Annotated in this window: 27 protein-coding genes; 3 read left to right on the top strand and 24 right to left on the bottom strand. The window is 33.8% G+C overall.

Annotation, left to right across the window (positions count from 1 at the left end; translation table 11 throughout):
- The first annotated feature begins 40 nt into the window (after positions 1-40).
- On the top strand, positions 41-1,264 hold the full coding sequence (locus tag MHB75_RS00625) for an ISL3 family transposase (RefSeq protein ID WP_340998508.1): 1,224 nt from the start codon (positions 41-43) through the stop codon (positions 1,262-1,264).
- 132 nt (positions 1,265-1,396) lie between these two features.
- Here the strand turns inward: MHB75_RS00625 and MHB75_RS00620 are convergent, their stop codons facing one another.
- The 5 genes from MHB75_RS00620 to MHB75_RS00600 are packed head-to-tail and all read right to left on the bottom strand — an operon-like array spanning position 1,397 to position 5,333.
- Positions 1,397-1,762 (bottom strand): flagellar protein FliT, encoded by a 366-nt coding sequence (locus MHB75_RS00620; RefSeq protein ID WP_340995216.1) that lies wholly within the window; start codon positions 1,760-1,762, stop codon positions 1,397-1,399.
- Positions 1,762-2,163: a flagellar export chaperone FliS gene (fliS, locus tag MHB75_RS00615; protein ID WP_340995214.1), complete on the bottom strand. Its 402-nt coding sequence runs from the start codon at positions 2,161-2,163 to the stop codon at positions 1,762-1,764. Before fliS ends, MHB75_RS00620 begins: the two co-directional genes overlap by 1 nt.
- A gap of 39 nt (positions 2,164-2,202) precedes the next feature.
- Entirely contained in the window at positions 2,203-3,762 is a 1,560-nt protein-coding gene (gene fliD / locus MHB75_RS00610; protein ID WP_340995211.1) for a flagellar filament capping protein FliD, read from the bottom strand.
- Positions 3,752-4,951: a motility associated factor glycosyltransferase family protein gene (locus MHB75_RS00605; protein ID WP_340995209.1), complete on the bottom strand. Its 1,200-nt coding sequence runs from the start codon at positions 4,949-4,951 to the stop codon at positions 3,752-3,754. The genes fliD and MHB75_RS00605 overlap by 11 nt, the downstream gene beginning before the upstream one ends.
- Before the next feature lie 16 nt (positions 4,952-4,967).
- Positions 4,968-5,333, bottom strand: coding sequence for a flagellar protein FlaG (locus tag MHB75_RS00600; RefSeq protein ID WP_141274863.1), 366 nt, complete (start codon positions 5,331-5,333; stop codon positions 4,968-4,970).
- Between the two features lie 313 nt (positions 5,334-5,646).
- On the opposite strand from MHB75_RS00600, the gene MHB75_RS00595 reads away from it, so the two are divergent.
- Positions 5,647-6,870, top strand: coding sequence for an ISL3 family transposase (locus MHB75_RS00595; protein WP_340998506.1), 1,224 nt, complete (start codon positions 5,647-5,649; stop codon positions 6,868-6,870).
- 215 nt (positions 6,871-7,085) lie between these two features.
- On the top strand, positions 7,086-8,414 hold the full coding sequence (locus MHB75_RS00590; RefSeq protein ID WP_340995206.1) for an IS3 family transposase: 1,329 nt from the start codon (positions 7,086-7,088) through the stop codon (positions 8,412-8,414).
- A 65-nt stretch (positions 8,415-8,479) separates the two neighbouring features.
- Here MHB75_RS00590 and pseC read toward each other — a convergent pair whose 3' ends face one another.
- The 19 genes from pseC to flgM all read right to left on the bottom strand — a co-directional run bounded on the left by pseC (position 8,480) and on the right by flgM (position 24,759).
- Entirely contained in the window at positions 8,480-9,613 is a 1,134-nt protein-coding gene (gene pseC / locus MHB75_RS00585; RefSeq protein ID WP_340995204.1) for a UDP-4-amino-4,6-dideoxy-N-acetyl-beta-L-altrosamine transaminase, read from the bottom strand.
- 13 nt (positions 9,614-9,626) lie between these two features.
- Positions 9,627-10,673, bottom strand: a complete 1,047-nt coding sequence (gene pseI, locus MHB75_RS00580) for a pseudaminic acid synthase (protein WP_340995202.1) — start codon at positions 10,671-10,673, stop codon at positions 9,627-9,629.
- On the bottom strand, positions 10,673-11,578 hold the full coding sequence (locus MHB75_RS00575; protein ID WP_340995200.1) for a class I SAM-dependent methyltransferase: 906 nt from the start codon (positions 11,576-11,578) through the stop codon (positions 10,673-10,675). The genes pseI and MHB75_RS00575 overlap by 1 nt, the downstream gene beginning before the upstream one ends.
- A 14-nt stretch (positions 11,579-11,592) precedes the next feature.
- Positions 11,593-12,933 (bottom strand): MBL fold metallo-hydrolase, encoded by a 1,341-nt coding sequence (locus MHB75_RS00570; protein ID WP_340995198.1) that lies wholly within the window; start codon positions 12,931-12,933, stop codon positions 11,593-11,595.
- Positions 12,934-12,935: 2 nt separating this feature from the next.
- Positions 12,936-13,625, bottom strand: a complete 690-nt coding sequence (locus MHB75_RS00565; protein WP_340995195.1) for a WbqC family protein — start codon at positions 13,623-13,625, stop codon at positions 12,936-12,938.
- A 17-nt stretch (positions 13,626-13,642) separates the two neighbouring features.
- Entirely contained in the window at positions 13,643-14,140 is a 498-nt protein-coding gene (locus MHB75_RS00560) for a GNAT family N-acetyltransferase (protein WP_340995194.1), read from the bottom strand.
- A 1-nt stretch (position 14,141) separates the two neighbouring features.
- Entirely contained in the window at positions 14,142-15,206 is a 1,065-nt protein-coding gene (gene pseG / locus MHB75_RS00555; protein ID WP_340995191.1) for a UDP-2,4-diacetamido-2,4,6-trideoxy-beta-L-altropyranose hydrolase, read from the bottom strand.
- Positions 15,207-15,221: 15 nt separating this feature from the next.
- On the bottom strand, positions 15,222-15,944 hold the full coding sequence (locus tag MHB75_RS00550) for a glycosyltransferase family protein (RefSeq protein ID WP_340995189.1): 723 nt from the start codon (positions 15,942-15,944) through the stop codon (positions 15,222-15,224).
- A 108-nt stretch (positions 15,945-16,052) separates the two neighbouring features.
- A complete protein-coding gene (gene pseB / locus MHB75_RS00545) occupies positions 16,053-17,018 on the bottom strand; it encodes a UDP-N-acetylglucosamine 4,6-dehydratase (inverting) (protein ID WP_340995188.1) in 966 nt (321 codons plus the stop codon).
- A gap of 10 nt (positions 17,019-17,028) precedes the next feature.
- Positions 17,029-17,358: a hypothetical protein gene (locus MHB75_RS00540; RefSeq protein ID WP_340995187.1), complete on the bottom strand. Its 330-nt coding sequence runs from the start codon at positions 17,356-17,358 to the stop codon at positions 17,029-17,031.
- On the bottom strand, positions 17,355-19,028 hold the full coding sequence (locus tag MHB75_RS00535) for a motility associated factor glycosyltransferase family protein (RefSeq protein ID WP_340995185.1): 1,674 nt from the start codon (positions 19,026-19,028) through the stop codon (positions 17,355-17,357). Before MHB75_RS00535 ends, MHB75_RS00540 begins: the two co-directional genes overlap by 4 nt.
- Positions 19,029-19,122: 94 nt before the next feature.
- The gene (hag, locus tag MHB75_RS00530) at positions 19,123-19,935 is read right to left on the bottom strand and encodes a flagellin Hag (RefSeq protein WP_340995183.1); all 813 of its coding nucleotides are present in this window, start codon (positions 19,933-19,935) and stop codon (positions 19,123-19,125) included.
- Between the two features lie 113 nt (positions 19,936-20,048).
- Positions 20,049-20,267: a carbon storage regulator CsrA gene (gene csrA, locus MHB75_RS00525; protein WP_340995181.1), complete on the bottom strand. Its 219-nt coding sequence runs from the start codon at positions 20,265-20,267 to the stop codon at positions 20,049-20,051.
- Positions 20,255-20,710: a flagellar assembly protein FliW gene (fliW, locus tag MHB75_RS00520; RefSeq protein WP_340995180.1), complete on the bottom strand. Its 456-nt coding sequence runs from the start codon at positions 20,708-20,710 to the stop codon at positions 20,255-20,257. The genes csrA and fliW overlap by 13 nt, the downstream gene beginning before the upstream one ends.
- A 3-nt stretch (positions 20,711-20,713) precedes the next feature.
- Entirely contained in the window at positions 20,714-21,280 is a 567-nt protein-coding gene (locus MHB75_RS00515) for a DUF6470 family protein (RefSeq protein ID WP_340995178.1), read from the bottom strand.
- A 63-nt stretch (positions 21,281-21,343) separates the two neighbouring features.
- Positions 21,344-22,234 (bottom strand): flagellar hook-associated protein FlgL, encoded by an 891-nt coding sequence (gene flgL, locus MHB75_RS00510; protein ID WP_340995176.1) that lies wholly within the window; start codon positions 22,232-22,234, stop codon positions 21,344-21,346.
- 17 nt (positions 22,235-22,251) lie between these two features.
- A complete protein-coding gene (gene flgK / locus MHB75_RS00505) occupies positions 22,252-23,832 on the bottom strand; it encodes a flagellar hook-associated protein FlgK (protein ID WP_340995174.1) in 1,581 nt (526 codons plus the stop codon).
- A 157-nt stretch (positions 23,833-23,989) separates the two neighbouring features.
- On the bottom strand, positions 23,990-24,478 hold the full coding sequence (locus tag MHB75_RS00500) for a flagellar protein FlgN (RefSeq protein WP_068455595.1): 489 nt from the start codon (positions 24,476-24,478) through the stop codon (positions 23,990-23,992).
- Positions 24,479-24,495: 17 nt separating this feature from the next.
- Positions 24,496-24,759, bottom strand: a complete 264-nt coding sequence (flgM, locus tag MHB75_RS00495) for a flagellar biosynthesis anti-sigma factor FlgM (protein WP_340995172.1) — start codon at positions 24,757-24,759, stop codon at positions 24,496-24,498.
- Positions 24,760-24,860: the final 101 nt, after the last annotated feature.

Here is a 24,860-nt window from a genome sequence, read left to right as displayed (position 1 = left end):
AGATATACAAGACCCAAACATCACTTTTTCCGATGCATGCGTGGAAATAAAGCAAGATAGAGGAAAGGTATGTAAATTTATTTCCGCTACACTTACCTATATACCGATCCATTGCGCGGTTTGTGGTATGAAAAATGAACACTTTTCCGTGATTAAAAACGGGACGCAAACCTCTCGCATCACGCTGCCACTCACGGGGGTGCATCGTACCTTCCTTTTACTCAAAAAACAGCGCTTCTTTTGTAAAAGCTGTTCCTGTACTTTCGTGGCGCGTTCGTCTATTGTCGATCGCCATTGTTTTATTTCCAATCAAACGAAAGCACGCGTTACGATGAAAGCGACCGAAGCGCAATCCATCACGTTGATTGCCCAAGATGCGATGATTTCGGTGTCTTCTGTACAACGCTTTATTCAAGCGTATGCGAACGAATGCTTGAAACCAACGAATCGACTCCCGGAAAACCTGTCGTTCGATGAATTTAAATACGCCAGAGGGCGCATGGCTTTTCAATATATTGATGCCCAAACCGGCACGATTTTGGATATTTTACCGAGTCGTTTCAGTTGTCATATTAAGAACCATTTCTACACGCGTTACAGCTATCGTGAACGCTGTTCGGTGAAAACCATTACGATCGATATGAATGCCGGATATGAAAAGCTCATACAAGAACTGTTTCCAAAAGCGAAGATCATCATCGACCGATTCCATCTCGTTCAATTGATCAGTCGTTCGATGAATCAACTGCGAATCCAAGTCATGAATGGTTTTAGACGTGGGCACAACGAAGATCAGAAGAAATATCGTCGACTGAAAAGATATTGGAAACTACTTTTAAAAAACGAAAAAGACCTGACCTACACCCTTTATAAACCGTTTGGGTTATTTGGGCAAACGACGGATAGGACCGTTGTCGATACACTATTGAGCTATGATGAACGTTTACAAGTCAACTATACACTGTATCAATCCCTATTAAACGCCATGAAAGACAAAGATATAAACGTCTTACAAACGCTCTTAAAACAGCCTTTACACGAAGAAATTTCACTCGATTTTAGAAGAAGTATACGCACATTAAAGCATCACTTAAGTTCCATTGAAAATAGTTTTATGTATCCATTCAATAACGGAAGAATTGAAGGCATCCACAATAAAATCAAAGTCTTAAATCGTGTTGCCTATGGGTATCGTAATTTCACGAACTACCGTCAGCGGATCTTCATTCATTTCAAATTGAAAAGAGCGAGTTGCGTTTCATAAATGAAACACAACTCGCTCGAAAAAACCGACTCTTTTATTCTATTAAATAATCTCACCAACGTCATTTGACAAAGAACCAAATTTAATCATAATAAAAAGAGTTCAGTTTATAAACTGAACTCTTTTTATTATTTATTCTCTTTTATCAAAATACGTTCCATCTAAATTTTGAAGATGACTATATGGATTAACATAGCGTGTTTCTGACTTCATAGATACTTGAAGTTGTTGCATGTCTTCGCGAATACGTCCTTTATAGTTATGAAGACGTTCGATAATGCCATGATTCAAATCACGTAAATATACTTCTTGCTCATGTCCACGCAGCGGATGTTCACTTACTGCTTGTAATTTTTCGATGGTTTGTCCACGGGCATCTAGTAATTTATTAATTAACGCAATTTGTTCATCACGCTTCTCATCTTTATCTTCTTCAACGAATTCAAGCGTTTGATACAACTTTTCAGATAAAAGAAGAAGTTGTTGAACTAAGTCCATTATATAGAATCTCCAGTAGAAAACTGTTGTTTACGATTAATTTGAATTACTTGTTTCCACGTATCACGGAACTCTGTTACAAGACCTTCTACTTCTTCAACAATCGCTACATCCATCTTCATATTGGCTTCTGATAGACGGGCATACATATATTCATATAAAGCCATCATATTTTTTGACACATCTAAATCCATATTTAATGTTGTCATTAACTCTGCAATAATTGCCTGTGATTTTTGAATGTACATATTTTTTTGCTCATAATTTTTCACTTCAATGGCTTTTTTACTTTGCGTTAAGAATTTTAAACATCCATTGTAAAGCATTAATGTCAGTTCACCCGGGGACGCGGTTGTAAAACTGTTTTGTTTATAAGCATTGTAAGCATTTTGTACTGACAAATCGAACAACTCCTTTTTATTTAAACCTTTTGCTCTAAATTACTGTAAGAACATCGACGATTGAGAATTCGCTTTTTGAATTGCTGACTCCATCGCTGCGAATTGTTTCCAATAACGTTCTTCAATTGATTTTAAACGGTCTTTCCAATCATCAATTTTTGTATTAACGTCTTTTAAATTTCTACCTAGCGTGTACGCATCTTCATTTGAAGAAGCTCTACCAGCTGTTTTTTCAATATTTTTCACTGTATTTTGTGCAGTTGTACGCAATTCTGAAATAAATCCTTTTGTACCTTTGTCTGGGTCGCCTACAAAAACGCGTGATACAGCGTTTGGGTCTGCTTCTAAAGCTTTTGTTAATTTATCTTCATCAACTACTAATTTTCCGTTATCAGACCATACTTCTGACGTAGTAATACCTAATTTCGATAACATATCTTCTGTACCGCTACCATAATTAACGAGTACACTACGCATATCTGAAAGAGCTTTATTAATATTTGAATCACTTTTTAATAAACCAGCTTTTGCTTTTTCTTCCCATTTTTTAATTTCATCATCTTTTAACTCTGCTTTTTGCGCATCCGTTAAAGGTTGATATGAAAGATTTTTCTTTTCTGATACACGTTTATTTAAATCTTCGATTAAACCATTGTAAGTATTAACAAATTCTTTTACTTTATCAACAATGGTTTTTGTTTCCGTTGTAGAAGATACTTTCGCAGGTGCATCGGTTGCCGCTATGTTATTCGTTACATTGATTACATAGCCCGATACATTGTATTTATTCGATGTACTTTCCATTTTGACACCGTTCACAACCATCGAACCATTTGTGCCTTCTGCAACTTTACCTGTCGCATCTGCTAAACCAAGTTTTTGGAATAATTGGTTTCCGTCTGCACTAATTTTAATCGAACCTTCTGCACCAGTACCGGTTGAGTTGGCAGATAAAGAAATCTTACCATTAGACATCAACGCAGTTGCACCAACACCCGAAGAATTAATTCGTTGTAATACATCGCTTAATTTATCATTTTCACCATATTTAATCGTTTTTTCTGTGTATGTGCCTTGATCGTTAATAGCTTTAATAGTGAACTCTCCGTCACCATTTAGACCAAGCTCCTTCATCGTTGTTGCATCTGTAAAAACTGGTTTGGCAACTTGTACTTCGTTACCTGTCAATCCAAGGTCTTCAACTGTAGCACCTGATGATACTTTTTGTCCCGCTGTGGCGACTGTTGCTTCTGTAATTGTTAAATTTCCTGAAGCTGTGCTATTCGCTGTAGCAGAAATTGCAGATGAAGTACTCGTAACATTTTTAGCATTCCAACTTTTTGATAAACCATAGTCAGCAAAAATTCCTGTTTCAAATGATGATAGTGCCGTATTTACTTCACGATACGCATCGCGTTTCCACTCATATTTTTGTTTTTGTTGCTGAAGTTTCTCCATTTGAGCACTTTCAGCTTTCATTAATTTCTCCATAATCGAATCAATATCCATTCCAGACGCAAGACCCGTTACTTTATTTTTATACTGTAAATATGAGTAAGATGATTTTGCTGTATTCGAATTATTAATATTATTCACCATAAAACTCGTCACTCTCCTTATTATTTAATGGAATGAATAGTGTATTTTCTAATTTAGCACATTTTGCAGCTGTATTATAGATACGCATATTCGAATTTTGAAATGCTCGATTGAACCACCTTTTATAAGTTAGTAAATTAGGTGTTGTATGAATAGTACTGCCATCATTCGCTATAATTTCAATTAACTTTTGATATTTTCCTACCTCTCTATTTGAGGTAGAATTTTCAGCATGTGTTTGTTTAGCTGAAAAGCCTAAATCTTGACCAAATAAATATACTTCTTCATAACCTAGCCATTCAATGAGCGAAAAAGTAGTCGTTGCTACAGAACCACCTGTTGAAAAAAGCGGTTGTTCATGTTTTTCCGCAAACTTCTCAGCCAATTCAAATCCTTCTTGAAATAAGATTTGCTTTTTCCCCTGATGTTGCTGAACAGCTCGGTAATTTGCCGTACTTAAAAAATATAGATCTCCGGTAAAATCTACTGGTATTTGTTTCGAAATCTCATCTAATGGATCCGTTATAACAACTGCTTTTGGAACTATATCATGTTTTAGTAAAACCCTTAGAGCAGAACCCACACAATAAATATCTAGTTCTCGTACTTTTGATTTCAAAAATAAAACTGTATCATCTAATGAAGGACCAGCTGAAACTAGTGCTGCAATTTTACGATTATCAGACCGCTTATTTATTGGTGTAAAGTTCGCAATATTATATTGAAAATTTTCTTTTAGCTGACTTTCGCTTTTTTTATAAGATGCCTGTCTAATCTTAATGTCTTGTAAAAATTGATGTAACACCTGATTATCGCCATTTTCTACTGCACGGACATAAGATTGTGGAACAACGATATGTGCTACACTTGACATTGATTGATTCTTCAAGGGTTGCACATTGGGAAGTCGAATGTATTGTTTCGCATTATATTTATTATACAATCGTTCTTCTTCCGCATCTAAAAATACATATCGAACGACACTATTTGGTACTCTTTCAACTAAATAATCTAGATGATACCCCAGTCCAACTCCAATCAAAATATATTCCTTTGTCTCAACTTGAATTTCTGTTTCCATGTATGTTTCAACGGCACGTAATGGATTATATTGGCTATAAATATGCGTATCATTTAATTTTAAAATCTTTTGCCCATTTCTTGCTTCTTCAACAGACCATTTCATCATTATTTATTCCTTTTCCTTATATTGAGCGGTCGACAATATTACCCAACATTTTTTGCATCTCATAATACGCATTCAATAGCTCTTTAGGTGGAATCTCTTTAATTACTTCTTCTGTCTTAGCATCGACCACTTCGACGTAATATTTACCTAAACCTTCATGAAAAATAAATTTTGAGTTTTTCTGTGCGTGTTCCATAAATTCATTCAACTTATTTACAGCAATTTGAAAAGCCTCTTTTGTTGGTTGTCCTTGTTCATCTGTCATTTCAGAAATAACTGGATTTGACACTACATTACTTGACGTAACGTTTGAAACAGGATTTTCTTGATTCTTTTGTGTATACAAAGTGCTTTCTACTATTTTATCAGATGAAATTTTCATACTCCGCTTCTCCTTTGTAAAAAACTTATTAGTCTTATTATCGACCACAAAAAAAAAACATTCAGTCTCGCAAAAAAAGGCTCTACAATAAATAACGTTGGTGAAGAAAAAAGCACCGAACTCACATGAGATCGGTGCTGGAACTTCACTAGCGTTATTTTTTATGTCAAACCATAGAAAACAAGTGAGTTTCCCGATAGAATAAAAGTCGACTAAAACCCATACTAAAGGAGAGACTCACTTGCATACTACTCATGATATTAAAAATTTACTAGATATACAAGACCCAAACATCACTTTTTCCGATGCATGCGTGGAAATAAAGCAAGATAGAGGAAAGGTATGTAAATTTATTTCCGCTACACTTACCTATATACCGATCCATTGCGCGGTTTGTGGTATGAAAAATGAACACTTTTCCGTGATTAAAAACGGGACGCAAACCTCTCGCATCACGCTGCCACTCACGGGGGTGCATCGTACCTTCCTTTTACTCAAAAAACAGCGCTTCTTTTGTAAAAGCTGTTCCTGTACTTTCGTGGCGCGTTCGTCTATTGTCGATCGCCATTGTTTTATTTCCAATCAAACGAAAGCACGCGTTACGATGAAAGCGACCGAAGCGCAATCCATCACGTTGATTGCCCAAGATGCGATGATTTCGGTGTCTTCTGTACAACGCTTTATTCAAGCGTATGCGAACGAATGCTTGAAACCAACGAATCGACTCCCGGAAAACCTGTCGTTCGATGAATTTAAATACGCCAGAGGGCGCATGGCTTTTCAATATATTGATGCCCAAACCGGCACGATTTTGGATATTTTACCGAGTCGTTTCAGTTGTCATATTAAGAACCATTTCTACACGCGTTACAGCTATCGTGAACGCTGTTCGGTGAAAACCATTACGATCGATATGAATGCCGGATATGAAAAGCTCATACAAGAACTGTTTCCAAAAGCGAAGATCATCATCGACCGATTCCATCTCGTTCAATTGATCAGTCGTTCGATGAATCAACTGCGAATCCAAGTCATGAATGGTTTTAGACGCGGGCACAACGAAGATCAGAAGAAATATCGTCGACTGAAAAGATATTGGAAACTACTTTTAAAAAACGAAAAAGACCTAACCTACGCCGTTTATAAACCGTTTGGGTTATTTGGGCAAACGACGGACAGGACCGTTGTCGATACATTATTGAGTTATGATGAACGTTTACAAGTCAACTATACACTGTATCAATCCCTATTAAACGCCATGAAAGACAAAGATATAAACGCCTTGCAAACGCTCTTAAAACAGCCTTTACACGAAGAAATTTCACTCGATTTTAGAAGAAGTATGCGCACATTAAAGCATCACTTAAGTTCCATTGAAAATAGTTTTATGTATCCATTCAATAACGGAAGAATTGAAGGCATCCACAATAAAATCAAAGTCTTAAATCGCGTTGCCTATGGGTATCGTAATTTCACGAACTATCGTCAGCGAATCTTCATTCATTTCAAATTGAAAAGAGCGAGTTGCGTTTCATAAATGAAACACAACTCGCTCGAAAAAACCGACTCATTTATTCTATTAAATAATCTCACCAACGTCATTTGACAAAGAGCCCAAAAAAATCTTCATAAAAAAAGAGATGTTTTATATAGTATGGTACCTGTAGTTAGGACACTCGATAAAAAGAGTGTTTTAATCACAGGTATTTTTTTATATACTTTACATTCAAGCTATAGGAAGAAGGCGACGTCATGAGTAAAATCATATTTACAAAGCAAGAGATCGAAACACTTCAAAATAATACGAATGTAGCACGTGTTAGTGAGCGTGCTATCACTTATACAGATGCTTTTAAACATAAATTTTTAGATGCTTATTTAGCGGGGAAACTGCCACGTCATATCTTTGAAGAAAACGGCTTCGATGTAGAGGTAATCGGAATGAAGCGTATTGAACAATCTGCTTATAGATGGAAGAAAGCTTATGAAAAGGATGGGTCAATCGGACTTACAGATTCAAGGAAAAGTAATTCGGGTCGACCTTTAATCCGTGAACTGACATCAACTGAAATCATTGAAAGACAAGAGGCTCGAATTAAACTATTAGAAGGTCAAGTAGCGTTATTAAAAAAGCTCGAAGTGACCGAAAGGAGGCTGCTAAACGCCAGAGAAAGCCTAAATCCAAGTAGTATCTATCTATTGATTTATGAAACGGTGGAACAGAATCAATTGAAGCGAATGACGGCTTATTTCTGTGCCCTTTTAGACGTCTCACGCTCTGGATATTACAGTTACCTAAAAGCCCGTTCTAGCCGTCAAGCCAGAGAGCAACGCGACGTAGAAGCGAAAGAAATCATATTAAAAGCCTTTGAGCGACGTGGTTATAAGAAAGGGTCTCGTTCCATTAAAATGATTCTGGAGAATGACTTTCATCTTATCTTTAGTCGTAAAAAAATCCAAAGAATTATGAAGAAATACGGCATCATTTGCCCTCATCGAAAGCCGAATCCTTATAAAAAAATGGCGAAAGCTACACAGGAACATCAAGTGGTTTCAAACCAATTAAACCGAAAATTTAAGCAAGGTGTTCCGGGAAAAGTATTATTAACCGACATTACTTACTTGCCATATAACGGTAATTGTATGGCGTATTTGTCGACCGTAAAAGATGCCTCTACCAATGAAATTCTAGCCTATCATGTTTCAGATCGAATCACTTTAGACATCGCAACGCAAACCATCCATAAGTTAGTCAACAACAAGAAAGTCACTCTCCATAAAGATGCCTTCATCCACTCAGATCAAGGAAGCCATTATACAAGTCCTCGATATCAAAAGTTATTAAAGCAATATGGTTTAGGTCAATCGATGTCTAGAAGAGGTAACTGTTGGGATAATGCGCCTCAAGAATCGTTCTTTGGACATTTAAAGGACGAAGTAGATTATCAATCGAGTAAAACATTACAAGAATTAAAGACAAAAATAAATCATTACATGGTTTATTACAACAACTATCGTTATCAGTGGAACTTAAAAAAGATGACTCCTATTCAATATAGGAATCACCTTCAAGTTGCTTAATCTCTTTTTTTATTGTGTCCTTGACATAGGTGCCAGTTTATATATAACATCCCCTTTTTTCTTTATTATTTAAAATATGACAAAACAAAATCTACATCTGCTTCATTCATCTGTGGGTGTAATGGTAATGTTAATGCACGTTCATACCATTGTTCTGCCTTTGGACATATCCCTTTTTTATAGCCCAATTCTTGATAATATGGGTGCCAATATACTGGAATATAATGTACATGGACGCCTATATTAGCATTTCTTAAATCTTCAAATACTTCTTTACGTGTTTTACCTAGAACGGTTTCATCTAGTTGAGCAGAGTATAAATGCCAACCTGATTGTGTATTTGCTAACTGTTTTGGTGCTTTTAATGTCGGTAACTGATTAATTTTTTCGGTATATAAATTCGCTAGTTCTTGTCTTTTTTCAATAAACTCATCTAGACGATTCATCTGTGAAATACCTAAAGCTGCTTGAATATCAGTCATGCGATAATTATATCCCAAATCTGTCATTTCATAATACCAATCACCTTGCTCTTTTGCATAGGCTGTTTGTGTAATACCATGCCCTCTAAATAAACGGAGTTTTTCATAATATGTACGATTATTTGTAACAATCATACCGCCTTCACCTGTGGTAATTGGTTTGACAGGGTGAAAACTAAACATCGTCATATCTGCAGTGGCACCGACTTTACGTTTTTTATAACTAGCACCAAGAGAATGAGCGCCATCTTCAATAATCACTATATTATGTTTCTTACCGATTTCCATAAAAGCATCGATATCAACTGGTTGCCCTGTAAAATCAACTGGAATAATGGCTTTTGTTTTTGAAGTAATCTTTTTTTCTACTTCTTTTGGATCTAAATTGTAAGTCTCTTCATCAATATCCGCAAATATAACTTCGCCCCCCATATAGCGCACACAATTAGCACTCGCAGCAAACGTAATAGGCGTTGTAATCACTTCATCACCTTGTGTAATACCCGCTGCATAACAAGCTGCATGAAGCGCCGCTGTGCCATTTGAAAAAGCAACAGCATAAGTCGCACCTACATAATCTGCCACTACTTTTTCAAATTCACTAACTTTTGGTCCCGTTGTTAAATAGGGTGACTTGAGTGTTTCGATTACAGTTTTGATGTCTTCATCTGAAATCTGTTGTGTACTGTAAGGTAAAAAATCAGTTCTTTTTTTCATTCAAATCACTCCGTTAAATTAAGTCGTCAAATGTAATAGGTGTTCCCATTGTATAACTTTTTTTAGCTACTTTTCCGATAAGATTAGGATAATATTTTGGCTCTAATCCATATCCAGGACGTACAATTCGAATATTTTCTTCTGTGAAAGATTCACCTGCTTGAATATCCTTCGCAACATAAATAGAACGTCTAAATTTTAATGACGCCTTCTCTTTCTCTGTTGGACCATACGTTACTTTACCAATTGCTTGCCATGCACGTTCCGTTTCTTCTACTAGTGCTTTCATTTCAGCAGGTTCCATTGAAAATGCTGCATCCACGCCACCATCCGCGCGACTTAACGTAAAATGCTTTTCAATAACTGTTGCACCCAACGTAACTGCAGCAACTGCCACGCCAGTTCCCATCGTATGATCAGATAATCCCACTTGCACATCGAATAATTCGCGCATATGTGGAATCGTTGCAATATTTGTATTTTCTGGAGTAGCAGGATATGTGCTTGTACATTTTAATAGAATTAAATCTTTACAGCCATTCTCTTTTGCTGTTCTAACTAACTCATCTAATTCTGCTGCGTTCGCCATACCCGTTGAAACAATCATCGGCTTTCCTGTAGCTGCAACTTTCTTAATTAGAGGTAAATCTGTATTTTCAAATGATGCAATTTTATAAAGTGGTACATCTAAAGTTTCTAAAAAGTCGACAGCTGAATCATCAAAAGGTGTACTAAATGCTACCATGCCCAACTCTTTTGCACGGTTAAAAATAGGTTCATGCCATTCCCACGGTGTATAGGCTTCATTGTATAAATCGTATAAATTTCTACCTTTCCAAAGGTTCCCTTCATCTTCAATCAAAAAACCTTTTCCTCGAACATCTAATGTCAATGTATCCGCCGTATATGTTTGGATTTTCAACGCATGTGCACCTGACTCTGCAGCCGCTTCTACAATTTCTAAAGCTCTTTCTAAAGACTGATTATGATTACCAGACATTTCTGCAATAATAAATGGTCTAGCGGTAGCTCCTATTTGATATTGATTTATTTTAATCATTATATCTCCTCTTTCTTTTTTGCAAATATAATAACATCTCGGCCTAAACCTTCTTTTGCTAACGTGCGGTATAACTTATTTTTCACATCTACATTATACTTAAATAAATTCTTTTCAAACTCTTTTCTTTTTTTATGACAACTTCTACCTAATTCACTTTTCCCTATATAATTTTCACCCATTAAAATAAAAAGTTCCATTGGAAAACTAGTAGTAGTATCTAATATTTCAAAACCTGATTCTTCTAATAACTGACTTAAACTTTCAAAATTGAAATAGTTAATATGTTCTAGAGGTGTAATCCACCAATCGCTTTTATTATTTATTTCAGAAGCAATTAACTGCAATTCATTAAAATCATTAGGTACAGCAACACAGAATATCCCTTCACTAGCTAAATTATTATAAATTAATTTTAAAGTGTCTTTCACGTGAATCATATGTTCTAAAACATGATTCATATGAATTACTTGAAACTCACCTAAACCTTCACTAACTTTATTTGTATAAAAATCTCTAACTATATTTAAACCTTGCTCTATCCCATAAGAACTAGCCATGTGCGATGGTTCAATCCCCGTCTCTTTCCATCCTAATTTTTTAGTTTCATTTAAAAAGTACCCTGCACCTGTTCCAATATCTAATACGTTAATCTGTTTCTTAGTAATTAGATAGGAGGAAATTTTACTTACTCTTTCACTATAAACTTCACTCCACCATTCCCGATCTTCTTCTAAGTTTTTAATATAATTCATACGATTCTTTTGATAATATTCATCTGAATATAATAATTCATTATTTTCTTGTGTTGGGAAAGGATATACATGTGTAAATCCACATGTAGTACAATTAATAATTTCAAAACCGTTCTTTTGGGTTACTATATCACCTTGATGTTTATGCATTATTCTCTTCCTCTCTATTTATGTAAATATGAAATAATATGATGTACTGAGCGTTCAAACTCATTAGGTTCTCTTTGGAAATTAAGTAAACTAGCAAATTCCGCATTATTCCAATGTGCTTTACGATTTAAAATTAAATACAATAACTTATAATCTAATGTTATTTTCAAAAACGGCTTCGAGAATTGACTTTCTGTTACAACTGTACAAGGTTCTTCACACATTGGAATTTTATATAAGTATCCCTGTTTCGCATCAATATACAAAGTAGTGTTAATTTGCATATCATGATAAACTTCTTTCATTTTTTTTATCATTCTTTGATGTGCAATTTTAAAATCCTCTAATAAATTCACTTCTTCAATATCTTCAAAAGAAAAAGTATACTCTTTTTTTCCTAATACATTCTCTATATAATTTTCACGATATTCTTTTGTTGGAGGAGAAAATTCATTCGATTTTTCCTCGGTATTCAAATCAAAATAATCGCCAGAGTTCACCATAATTACTTTTGTAGCTATCTTATTCGTATTTAATAAATCCGTAACAGTTCGTTCAACTTCTTCAAAAGGTGTAGCAGCTACATATTGGTTCAAAAACCATTTCTCTCCACCTAATACCCTTTGCGCTGCAAAGGGCATCACATATTTAGGTTTTAAATCTTTACAATAATTTACCAGTCGATTTAAACATTTTAATTTAATTTTTTCTTTTTCCACTAATTTTTCATCATGAGAAAAGTTATCGAAGCATTGTGGATACGGACTAGCACCATTGTAACTAGTTAAAAGATAATCTATTTTCTTATATTTATTTTTTATATATGTATTCATTGGAAATGATAGTTCGTAAGGACAATCATTTGTGTTAACAACAACCTTATCTCCAGCTTGAAAAACAGCAAGCGAATCTATTTGTAAAGATTTTTCATAGCTTTGGGATACTTGACACCCAAAGAATTTATTACATATTAATGGATTACAATCATCTGCTGCTAATATTTCAATGGTAAAATCTTCAATTATTTGATAACTTTCTTTATGTCCTAACTCAATGATATTATTAAATCCTAACCCCTTCAATTTATTATAAACATGCTTCTCCTCATAACAATGAATTAAAACTGGTATCTCTTTGTTATAATATTTCAATGTTTGTGAATCTAAATGATCTTCATGAATGTGGGATATATAAATTGCATCTACGTTTAAATAATCATTTATATTTAAATTGATTGGTGGATAATGATATAATCCACCATAACATATACTTTCACTCAACCATGGATCACAGATAAGCTTTTTCCCTTCATATTCTATCAAAACACATGCATCTGTAAGATAATATACTTTCATTTTTATTTCTCTCCTCTTATACACTTTAAATATTTTTTAGTTAAATCGGGACCATTATATGCAATTACATCTAATATAGACATATACGGTATAAAATCGTCTATTTTAAAATTATCGTATTCAACTACTTGTGTGTTAAATATTTGGATTTTAATATTGGACTTTCTGAATAAACCTTCTTCTTCTATATACTCTATAGATCCTGGAGCGCTTATATACTCTTCAGCACTCAATTCTTCACAAATTTTTAGTAAGTATTCCGATTTTTTCCCTTCTAATTTTAAAGTTGAACTAAAAATAATTTTTGTATTAATATCCAAATATTTCATTACTTCTTGTATAAACTGAATATTTATATCTCTTAAAAGAAGCGAAGTATTATTAAGGATGGACTTTTCAAAGATATAAATTATATCTTTAAAATAGGGTGCACCTGTATAAGCTTCTTTTATAAGATTGAAATGCTTTATTTTCCATTCATGATTTACTATTTCAACATCTTTGATTATTTGATTTCTTAAACCTGTTTTTTTTACCGGCACCGTTAACCACTTCTCTTGTCCCTTAAAATTAATTCTATTTCTTTGTTGCCAAGACCTTCTTGAAAATTGAACATCTTCTAAAAAAACGAATACATCTACATAATCAATCATCGAAAAATAGCCTGCCCAAGGCAAATATGTTGGCTGCATAATAGCACATTTCATTACTAATCATTCCATTCTGTTCTTAATAAAGAATAAACTAATTGATTTTTATAATTTTCACCATCAAAAAATGAATCTCTTTCTATTCCTTCTCTTACAAAGCCAACTTTTTCATATAAATGGATAGCTATATTATTACTTGGAAATACTTTCAACCAAATTCTATGCAATTTTAATTCATCAAAAAATATGCTTACAGACTTTCTAATAGCTTTTTCAGCATATCCTCTTCCCCTTATATCGGTTTCACCTATATATATTTGAAAAAAACCACTATCATGCTTTAAATTCAAATGAAGTAGAATATTTCCTATATATTTTTTTTCTGCATAAATTGCTTTAATAATAAGGTTTTCAGCACTTAAAAACCATTTTTTATGATTTTCAATCGTTACACTATTTTGTATGCCGAAATTCTCCTTAATTAACTCATCATTCAACCACATAACTGTTTTTTCAATATGATGCATACCATAATCTTTTAATACTATATCATTCAAATTAAGCATCTCCTCTAATTATTTTTATAATTCTATTGGTACTTTCCGGATCTATGATTTGATGACTATTTTTAGAATATATCTCTAACTTTTTGTTATTATTTATAAAATTATTTACGCTATGAATAAATTCTTCGTTTTTAATTTTACTAGCCTCACCCAAATAACAACAAATTTGTGCGTTATGCAACTTTTCCAATATAGGAACTTGATTAGTTGCTGTTGTCAGGTATAACGTAGGGATACCTAATGCCGCTCTCTCCCAAGTTGTAATGCCTGGAGCCCCAATAGCCATATTACATTGACTCAAAACATCTTCCATGTTAGGGATATTTCTATATAATTTTACTTTACCAATATATTTTTTTTCCAAAAAAATCAATTGATTATAATAACGATAGTTACTTCCTACAACAATAAATAGCTGTATGTTTTTAAAGTTTTCTAATAATAATTCCGCATATTTCAAGGTATAATTATGCACATCTACTCCTCCAAAAAATATATGAATTTTTTTTATATTGAAATCTAACTTTCGATTTGACTTCGTATATTTTAAGAATTCTTTTCTTAAAATCATATATTTTGTCCCTAGTAAAAATCTTGTATTTTCTTTATGATTACTAGAAAACTTAGCTTTAAGTTTCTCCGCTCCATAAGATGGATTCAAAAAAAAATCACATTTATGATTTTTTTCTTCTTCATCATCAATTACAAGAATTTTTGACACGTACGGTTCTACAGCTTTTTCCCATTTATAATCAATCCCATAATGATCTATGATTAGTAAGTCTATACTTACTAAATTCAAATATTCAATTACCTCATGTGCATCTTCTAATAAATTTGATTTCATCCATTCTAAATTAGGCTCATTTATTTCTAATAATTTAATTAACTTATACTTCTTTGATTCTATTATTTTCTTCTGTTCATCATTAATTGATCTACAAATAAAGATGACACTATCTTCACCTTGTGAAAAATTTTGTGCCAATGTTAAACATCGCATAAAATGTCCTGTTCCTAAATCCTGTGAAGAATCTACCCTTATTGCAATATTCATTACTTCACAACCTGACTATAAAACTTTTTTTTGCACAATATCACGATTAATTTGTGCAATTTGAGGGTTTTTTAATAAAAAATCGATAACATTTGAACTCGATACAAGTGGATTCTTAAAATGACTAGCAATCTTTGATAGTACTTCATAATCTTCTTTTGTATCCAACGTAATTCGCAATTGCGGCTGTTGATTAGCTTTAGAGACTTCGTATACCGCTCTTTTAAATTCATTTTTATATTCATACGCATAGTAGGTTACATGTTCATAATGTCGTTCTGCATGTGCGTGTTCTGTAATATATTGTAAGGCACGATAAGAAATAGCTTCTACTGCTAAACCACGTGGTAACTCACCTTGTAAATCTATAATATCTAAACTTGTATTATTGAGCTTTTCTACTAATTCCGAAGCCAGTTCATAATCCACAAATGGACAATCTGCTGTTACACGCAATATATAATCTGGCTTTATATCTTGAACTGCCTCCATATAACGTTGTAAAACATTTGTTTCAGACCCTCTAAAACAATGTATTTGATTTTCTAAACACCATTGTTCTACTTGATTATCTTTTTCCAAAGTAGAAGTTGCAACGATTACATCTGCTACTCCTTTAATCTGTTTGCATCTTTCTGTCACATAGTGTAAAGTCGTTTGCTCTCCCAGTGGCATAAGTATTTTTCCAGGTAAACGAGAAGAACCCATTCGCGCTTGTATAACGACTACAACTTTCATTATGTTTCCTCCCTTATTTATATATGTTTTCTTTCTACTACATTAATATCGGTTATTTTTAATAAAAATTATCTATTTATCTCAAATAAAAAAATGCAGTCAAATTGACTACATTTTTTCCACTAATTCTCTTAATTCTTCGACTGTTAACCAATGTTCATTATGGTTACTAATATAGTTGAAATCATCTGGTAGCGTCTTTCCGCCTTTTGCATAATCAGCTGACCACCAATTGAATTCAGGTTGAATGACATAGTAATCATCAAATTCAATTGTATGACGGGCATCATCTTCTGTAATCATTGCTTCATGTAGTTTTTCACCAGGACGAATTCCTACAATTTCAATTTTACACTCTGGACCAATTGCTTTTGCCAAATCGATCACATTCATACTTGGAATTTTCGGAACGAATAATTCACCACCATGCATGCGTCCCAAACTATCAATTACAAACTGAACACCATGTTCTAATGTAATCCAAAAGCGTGTCATACGCTCATCTGTAACTGGCAATGTACCTGTTTCGCGCATCTTTTGGAAGAAAGGTACTACGCTACCACGGCTACCTACAACATTTCCATAACGAACTACTGCAAATTTTGTATGTTTATCACCTACATATGCGTTTGCCGCAATAAATAATTTATCTGAAGCTAACTTTGTCGCACCATATAAATTAATTGGACTACATGCTTTATCTGTTGATAATGCGATTACTTTTTCTACACCTTGATCAATCGCTGCGTCGATAATATTTTGCGCACCATGAATATTGGTTTTAACTGCTTCAAAAGGATTATATTCGCAAGCCTCTACATGCTTCATCGCTGCTGCGTGAATCACAATATCAACACCATCAAATGCACGATATAAACGTTCTTTATCACGAACGTCCCCAATAAAGAAACGAACACGTTCATCCGTAAATTGTTGCTTCATTTCATATTGCTTCAACTCATCGCGTGAAAACACAATAATTTTTTTAACACCTAACGTTAAAGCCTTAGTAATAAACTTTTTGCCGAATGAACCCGTACCACCTGTTACAAGTACTGTTTTATTTTTCAACATATATTTCCCTCTAATCTACACGTAATTTTTCAAAGTAATCTGCAATTTCATATTCAAATAAATCGGCTACTAAATAAAAGTCTTCTTGCATTAATGCCTCATTAATATTATTTAAATAATCAATTAGCAAAGATTGGTTTAATTCCATCTGAATTCCTTGTTCAGTAAAATGATTATTTACAGCAATTAACCACTCCATGCCTTCTGAAAAATCAATGATATTCTTTAAAATATCCATGTTCTCTTTTCGTAATTCTTCTGCAATTTTAATACATCCTGCTGGTACTTTTTTAATGTATTCATCATATGAATTTTTTAAATCTTTCAACTCATCATTCATTTTTCTTCGCTCTCTTCTTTTAGAATTTCATTTAATCGTTCTATATATTTTTCTATCATTTCAATACTTTCTGTATATAAAACGGTTATATATTCTTTGACACGTTTAAATTCATCATATTTACTCTCATTTGGTGAAGGCAGAAATCTATGCTCTGCTGAAGTAATAATAGGTTCTAATAGTATATCCATACAAGATTTTTCATATAGTTTGTTTAAATTACTTTCAATTTCACCTATTTTTGCAATACCTTTTTTCGAAAATAATACACCATTTTCATTTTTTATAACACGTAAACCTTTATTTAATAACTTTAAAATTTCATCGTACAATTTAAACTCATTTTCTAAGATTGTTTCTGTCTTATATTTTTCTAATTTATCTAAAGAAATTCTTTCCACTTCTGAAGTTGCATAACTCTCTAGAAATTGTTTAAATGAAATTTGAGAATATCCATTAACCTTAGCCCCACCCTCTGTACAATTAAAAACTTTATTACTGTGTGGTTGAGCCATGTTTAAATCTTCGAATGTATTAATCATACCTTTAAATATTTTACTTGAACAAACCTTTTCTCCATAATAACCTTCAACCATAACTTTTGAAACTTCACTAGCTACTTCATTATTCTTATTCCCTGCGGAATGTGTTTGATTATTTGTATAAGCTAAATCTTGTCCAATTAAACAAATTGGCCCCGTTGTAATGAATTTTGCAATAGATAGTGCAAAATGTGCAACAGATCCACCACCAGACATAATTGGAAAATTCCGATTCACTTTATCATTCAAATTTTTTTCAAATTGAGGCCGTGAATGCGGAATAAATAAAAAGGCATTTTCTTTAAAAGATTCTCGTACTTTGTAGTGTAGAATAGGTGAATAAATTAATTCAATATTTTTCAGCGATAAATTTTCAAAATGTCTAAAATTATTAATTCCACCATCAATACTCACTACGTAATTTGGAATAATATCGGCATCTAGTAATGAATTAATGGTCGAACCAGCACAAATTAAAATAAATCGATTTCTATACATTTTTAAAAGTGGTAGCTGCTTTGTAAGAGATGGTCCACTAGAAGCTACTACAATAGGACAATTGTATTTTTGAGCTAATTCATTTAAAGAATGATCTTGTACCATTTTTTTTAAATTCATTGCATAATTTATTTGCCAATCTACTGCAAAGTGATTCATAGTATGAATATTAACTAATTCTCTTTCTTGTGCTTCTTTCACTAAATTTGCTATTTCATGAACTTCTGTTAAAAATATTTTTTTATAATTGGGTGAGACAATAAAAGTCATTTTATTTGTCATGCCAGCTAGTAATCCAATGTTATTTCTTATTTCTTCTATTTCTTTTGTCTTAAACACATATACATTTTGATTTGTATAATCTTTTATTTTTAAAGTACCATTATCTATTAATGGGTCAATAACAATAATAGGCTCATTATAAATTCTCTTATCTAATAAAGAATCAACTAAATAGCCCATTCCATAACCGAAAATAATGTGCAAATGATGTGGCTGATATGCCTCTTCTGCTAACTTTGCTCCTTCTAATGAAGGCTTAAATTTACTATGCAAATAATAACCATTTACTTTTACTGTAGTTAGATTATCTCTAGTCTTTTCGAAACTTACATCATATGTTGGATTCATTTTATACACCTCTACTATACTTATCGTCATCTATTTAAATTTCTAAATAAAAAAACTTCCCAAATGTAATTTGAGAAGTTTTTTTGTGTAGAAATTATTGTAATAATTGAAGAACACCTTGTGGTTGTTGGTTCGCTTGCGCAAGCATAGATTGAGCAGCTTGTGATAAGATGTTGTTCTTAGTGAATGCCATCATCTCAGCAGCCATATCTGTATCACGGATACGTGATTCTGCAGCTGTTAAGTTTTCTGATGTAGCACCTAAGTTGTTGATTGTGTGCTCTAAACGGTTTTGAACAGCACCTAATTTAGAACGTTGTGTTGATACAGCAGAGATTGCTTTATTAACTGTTGAAATTGCTTTATCAGCACCTGTTTGCGTAGAAACATTAACACCACTAATTCCTAAACCTTTGGCACCCATAGAAGAAATTGATAATTTAATAGATTGTCCTTCGTTTGCACCAATTTGGAACACTTTATCTTTAAAACCACTATTCAATAATTTTTGTGTATTGAATTCAGTATTCTTAGCAATACGTGTAATTTCAGAAGTTAATGCTTTTACTTCTTCTTGAAGAGCTGTACGGTCAGCTGATACGTTTGTATCGTTCGCAGATTGTACTGCTAATTCACGCATACGTTGTAAGATTGAGTGTGTTTCGTTAAGAGCACCCTCAGCTGTTTGGATTAAAGAGATACCGTCTTGTGCGTTTTTAGAAGCCATGTTTAGACCAGAGATTTGGCCGCGCATTTTTTCTGAAATTGCTAAACCTGCTGCGTCATCACCAGCACGGTTGATTTTGAAACCTGAAGATAATTTTTCTAAGTTTTTCGCTGCTGAAGCTTGGTTAGCACCTAAGTTACGGTGTGTGTTTAAAGCTGCGATATTGTGTTGAATTCTCATTGTGAGATTCCTCCTTGAATTTGTTTTAATGTCCACGTCCCTGTGGAGTTGCTCGGTATTTCTACCTTACACTATATATATCGAAATAGGTTTTAAAATGTTTAGCATTTCTTTTAAAAATTTTTTAATTGATTGATTAACTGTTCTGTCACTTCAAGCGCCGCCTTATTTTCAGATTGAATCGCCTCAAACACTTCTTGACGATGTACTTTAATATGACGAGGTGCTTCAATTCCTAGTTTCACTTGATCACCGTCAATGCTAATGACCTTTACCTCAATACCATCTCCAATCATAATCGATTCGCCGACTTTACGTGTCAGTACGAGCATGACTGTCCACTTCCTTTCTTCGGCTTCAATGGATAACGAAGTGGATGTGCCGCATTTTCGTGTAAAACAACTTGTTTTCCTAATTGCTTCTTCGCATTAATTGCGATAGGTGCTAATAAATTCATCGTGGAATTCTCTAACGTATCTTTCAATGTTAGAATCCCATAAACTAAAATATCTTCTGGCTGCTCCACTTGTAATTGTTGTAAATCATCTTCCTCTAAATCAAATGCATAGTCTTGCTTAAAATGATATGGATACGCTGCCATAAAGCCAACAGATGGTGTTTTGACTGATTGTAACGTTACAAAAGGTGACTGAGCACCTAACGGAACAACAACAAACTCTTTTTCTTCTTCAAAAGCTGGAATACCTTGTGGAAATTGAATAATTGAAGCTGATTCGATTTGAACTTCACCTAAAAATTTTGTTTGAATTTTCACAGACTATTCTCCTTTAATTACTGTAGTTTCGACTTTTTCACGTTGAACAAGTGTCCCTGTTACATTACCTGGTGTATAGTCATGAACGACTTTTCCTAATTGTACATCAATTTTCGGTTTTTGTGCTTGAATACGAATATCTAAACTACCTGCTTGATATTTAATTTTCACAGAACCAATAGACGGTTTCCATGCAATTCCTAGTCGCTGTTGTTCAAAAGTATCATGTTGCTTCGCAATATTCGATAAGGTGGCTCGTCCATTATCTTTTCGAATCTCCATCATGGCATCCCCTTCTGAAGCACGCCTTGCAATTCCTTCCATAACAGCAGACTGACCTTTTGCCGCAAAGTTTTGGATAGATTCTGCAGTAGAAAACAACCCTAAATCGCGGTAAGCTTGTGAAGAATCGATAAGTAACTTGGCATCTGTATGATGTATTTCTAATGTTGCTGCTGGTTGTTCGATATGTTGTTGTGCTCGTGGTTGTTCGATGTACTGCTTGGGCTCTGTAATATTTAAATCCACTTTGGCATCTTGTATATTCAATTGAATTTGATCGAGTTTCATAAAAACGCCTCCCTATGAAAAAAGCGCTCAAACGATGCAATTCGCTGAACGCTTTTCATATTTTTATAAGAAATCAACTAATGTTGGTTGAATAATTTTCGCGCCAACTGATAACGCTGCGCGATGAATTGATTCTTCTGTAATCAACTGTGTAATCGCATCTTCATATTCCACATCTTCGTTATTTGAGATTTGTTTTGTAACATTAATTTTTTGAGAACTTAAACGGTCTGTCATGACATCAATACGATTTTGTTTTGCACCGACACCTGCTTGCATTTCAAGTACTTTGTCATTTTGAGCTGAAACAGTTCCAACGAGATTACTTAAATCCGCACCTGTCCCTTTCAGACGTTGTTGAACTTGTTGCATCATACCATCAATATCTTTAAATAATTGTCTACCATTTTCATTAATTTTGAATGTAATACCTTCATAAATTTCAATATCCACTGTGTTATCATTACCGCCTAAAACAGGTGGTGCATCATTTGCTGTTGCTCCTAAAGAAGAATCTTTAAAGAGCGGTTGGTCTGTTGCAGTACCCGCAAATAAATATTTATTACCTTGTTGTGTATTCGCTAAATCACGAATTTGCATGCGTAATTGGTCGACTTCCTTTTGCATGGCTTCGCGGTCTTCTGGTGTATTCGTATCGTTCGCTGCTTGCGTAACAATATCTTTCACGCGTTGAAGTGCTTTATTTACTTCTGAAAGTGTTGAATCTGTTGTATCCAACCAGCTATTCACTTCATTCATATTACGAGTGTACTGTTCGTTTTTCGCTAATGTTGTACGATATCCCATACCTTTAACAGATGCGACTGGATCATCCGAAGGTTTTGTTAATTTCGAACCTGACGATAGTTGTTCTTGTAGTTTACCCATTTTCAAATAACTGCTATTTAAATTACGTAACATATTATTTGAAAGCATTGTTTGTGTAATACGCATTTATACGCCCTCCTTATTTATAGACCTACGCGCCCCATGCCGTTAATAATCTTTTCTAATGTTTCATCCATAACTGTTAACATACGTGCTGACGCATTATATGCTTGTTGATACATAATCATATTGGTCATTTCTTCGTCTAAAGATACCGAACTAACAGATGCACGGTTATTCGAAATACTTAATTGCAGAGAAGATGAATTTTTAAACATGCGCGTTGCTTGCTCACCCATTACACCCACATCTCCAATCATACTTTGGAAGAAAGTTTGAGCTGATGCGTTATTTAAACCAGCTAGGGCTTTTGTTTTTAAATTAGAGAGTGCAATAGCGATTTTACCGTTTCCGACTTCGTTAGCAACACTGGACACAGCAAATTTATTAAAGTCGCCCAAAATGACATCCGATACTTTAATACCACCTGCGCCATTTACTACGAAAAATTCTACGTCTGCTACAGAAGCATCTATAAGTGTACCATCCGCATCTTTTTTCTCTAAAGTGTAACCTTTTTTATGAATATCATTAAACGCTTTCGCAAATTCATTTGCTAGTTTATCCAAGTCAGCTAATTTGTCTGAAAAGACACCATCTACTGCAGGAATCGCTGTTCCCGCTGTATCTTTATTTACATAACCATAACTTTCTACGATTCCTTGTAAAATACCAGATCCTTTATTTAATTGCCCCATATTCACAGTGGCACCAGCACCGCCACCAGAACCCATTACAATATTAAATTGTGAGAAAGCAGTAAATGTTTTCGAATCGTCAAAATTTCCACCTGTCGTTTGTGGTGTTAATGTTGCCGCTTCTCGTTTATTTACTAGTTGAACTTCTGAACCATCTGCTAATTTCAAGAAAATATTATATGTTCCTTCAGCAGCTTCTTTTGAGTTACCACCATTACCTTCTTTTTTAATCGTAATCGGTAAATATTGTGATAATTGGTCAACTAAAATATCGCGCTCATCATATAAATCATTTGGTAAATAACCATTTGGCTCTGAATTCGCAATTTGATCATTCAGTTGTGCAATCTGTTTTAAAATCGAATTGACGTTTTTCGTTTCAACATTAATTTGATTTTTTAAATTCTCTTGTACTTCTGTTAATTGTTTATTCGTATAGTTAAAGCTTTCAGCAAGTGTTTTCGCTTTTTCAATCGCTACTTGACGTGCCGCACTGTTTTCAGGCGAAGCGCTTAAATCCTGTAACGCTTTGAAAAAATCATTAAATGCTGTATCAATACCATATGTTGACGGTTCATTTAAAATACCTTCTAATTGACCAATCGCCTCTGTACGAGAACCCCAATAACCTAATTTCGTCGTCTCTTGACGGAATTGATTATCTATAAATTGATCGCGTACACGCTGAATGGAACCTGGAGTCGCACCTGTTCCTAAATACCCTGGAATTTGCGGCGCATTCATTCCTGATCCTGGGAATCCGTTCGTTGGCTTTAAATTCACTGTTTGACGTGAATAACCGATTGTGTTGGCATTTGAAATATTATGACCCGTTGTATATAAACCGGACTGTTGAGCACTTAAACCACGTTTACTCGTCTCAAGTCCCATAAATGTTGAACCCATCGAATCGCTCCTTTTAATAAAAATCACGCATATTCATTCTGTTCTTTTCATCGACATGAATCGAATTTTTTTAAGTATTTCATATAAAATACATGCTTTTCGAGAATCTTATATTTTTAAAAATAAAAAAGAAACCACACATCATTGTATGATTTCTTTATGCTTGTGAATCGAATTGTCCTGTTTTTATAGCAGAACGTCCACCAGCTTTCGATTGATAATTAATCTGATCTGGTTGTGGACGAAGTAAGTCTAATGTGAGATTCACAAATTGAAGTGACTGAAACAACATTTTTTGATTTAAGTCATTTTGCTTTTGCAATGTATCAATTGTTAAAAGCAATTCTTTTCGCTTCGTATCTAATTGTGCTGCTTCTTCACCTGTTACATATTTTAATAACTCATTAATTGTCGGTTCTTTGTAGTCAATTTGATTCGCTTGAAAGAATTGTACAACTAATTTTTGACGTTGTTCCTCTAATTGACTAATTGCTGCGATATGTGACTGCTCATTTTTCATCGTTTCGCTTAGTTCTTCTACATTCGATGTTTTTAAAATTTCGGTCTTATGATACGCCAATTTTAATAAACTACGATGCATCATGTTCAATTTATCCATAATCGAAATAATTTGCTCAGTTGACATCGTTCTAAAACTCCTTCTTATAGGCGATAGAATGTCGCTATATCATTCGCTAATCGATTCGCATCTACTTGATACGTGCCAGCTTCAATTTGCTGTTTGATTCGTTGAACTTTATCAGCTCGTTCAGTTGAATAATCTTTTATCCCCTGAAGGTCCTTTGCTTGAGAAGAAATTTCGATTTGATCCGCAAATTTCATACCTGCGTTTTTTGTTGCTTCTGTTTTCAACTGCTGATTTTTGTATGGATTGATTGGATTCACGCCGTAATTATTTATCTTCATTTTCATTCGACCTCCTTCATTTATTGTTGATGTACTCCTTATTTCGGCAGTAAACATCATTGTTTTAGTAATAAATGCATAATAGAGTAACTATGACTATT

The sequence above is a fragment of the Kurthia sp. FSL E2-0154 genome (genome assembly GCF_038003625.1).
Classification (GTDB): Bacteria; Bacillota; Bacilli; order Bacillales_A; family Planococcaceae; genus Kurthia; species Kurthia gibsonii.
This window is presented reverse-complemented; position numbering and strand designations above follow the sequence as displayed.